The 1,449-nt window shown below is 66.4% G+C and carries 1 protein-coding gene and 1 pseudogene; both read left to right on the forward strand.

Features of this window, described 5'->3' with window-relative positions; genetic code table 11:
• Positions 1-127: 127 nt before the first annotated feature.
• Positions 128-472: pseudogene (locus CEK66_RS20205) on the forward strand (flagellin); the annotation flags it as partial.
• A 95-nt stretch (positions 473-567) separates the two neighbouring features.
• A partial coding sequence (locus CEK66_RS20210; RefSeq protein ID WP_152238072.1) for a flagellin hook IN motif-containing protein occupies positions 568-1,449 on the forward strand: 882 nt, incomplete at its 3' end.

The raw sequence follows: 1,449 nt of genomic DNA on the forward strand, positions 1-1,449 counted from the left end.
CCGCCGCATGACCACAGCCCAGATCTGGAGGCCGGAACCGTCAAATGGCCGCCGAGACGCCCCAGACACCGCGGGCAGCGCCCCCGTGCCCACCGCCACCACCTCCAACCAGAGCGGCATCGCCGCCACTGCCACTGCCGCCGCGGGTACCACCAACTTCCTGAAGGACGTGGACATCTCGACCTTCCAGGGCGCGCAGAAGGCGTTGAGCATCATCGACAACGCGCTGACCTCGGTGAACTCCTCGCGTGCGGACATGGGTGCGATCCAGAACCGCTTCACCTCCACCATCGCCAACCTGAGCTCCACCTCGGAGAACCTGTCGGCCTCGCGCAGCCGCATCCGCGATACCGACTACGCCAAGGAAACCGCCGAGCTGACCCGCACGCAGATCCTGCAGCAGGCCGGCACCGCGATGCTGGCCCAGGCCAAGCAGGCGCCGCAGAGCGTGCTGAGCCTGCTCCAGGGCTAAGCGCAGCAAGCCGCGATGCACCGCCGAGGGCTTCTACGCCATTAGGAGCCCTCGAGCGGAAAAGATATCAAACACGTTAAAACCAAGGCGTACAAATGGCACAGGTCATCAATACCAACGTAATGTCGCTGAACGCTCAGCGGAACCTCAATACCACCAGCGCCAGCCTGGCGACGACGATCCAGCGCCTGTCCTCGGGCCTGCGCATCAACAGCGCCAAGGACGACGCGGCCGGTCTGGCGATCTCCGAGCGCTTCACCACCCAGATCCGCGGCCTGGACGTGGCCTCGCGCAACGCCAACGACGGCATCTCGCTGGCGCAGACCGCCGAAGGCGCGATGGTCGAAATCGGCAACAACCTGCAGCGTATCCGCGAACTGGCGGTGCAGTCGGCCAACGCCACCAACTCCACCACCGACCGTGGCGCGCTGAACTCGGAAGTCAAGCAGCTGGCCTCGGAAATCGACCGCGTCTCCAGCCAGACCAACTTCAACGGCACCAAGCTGCTGGACGGCTCGTTCTCCGGCGCGCTGTTCCAGGTCGGCGCCGACGCCGGCCAGACCATCGGCATCAACAGCATCGTCAACGCCAGCGCCGCCTCGCTGGGCAAGGCCGGCTTCGCCGCCACCCAGACCACCACCAACGCCCTGGCCTCGGGCACCGCCACCGCCAGCGGCAGCTTCTCCGGCATGTCCGTCAACGGCGTCAGCATCGCCTCGGTCTCGGTGGCCGTCGGCGACGTGGACACCGATGTGGCCAAGAAGATCGCCTCGGCGATCAACGACAAGCTGGCCCAGACCGGCGTGTACGCCTCGCTGGACAGCAGCAACAAGCTGAAGCTGGAATCGGTCAAGGGCGGCCAGGACTTCTCGTTCACCGCGGGCAGCGCCACCGGTGCCACCGGCATCACCTTCGACCAGAGCGGCATCGCCGCCACTGCCACTGCCGCCGCGGGTACCACCAACTTCCTGAAGGAC

Source organism: Xanthomonas sp. LMG 12460 (genome assembly GCF_009192895.1).
GTDB classification, from domain to species: domain Bacteria; phylum Pseudomonadota; class Gammaproteobacteria; order Xanthomonadales; family Xanthomonadaceae; genus Xanthomonas_A; species Xanthomonas_A sontii.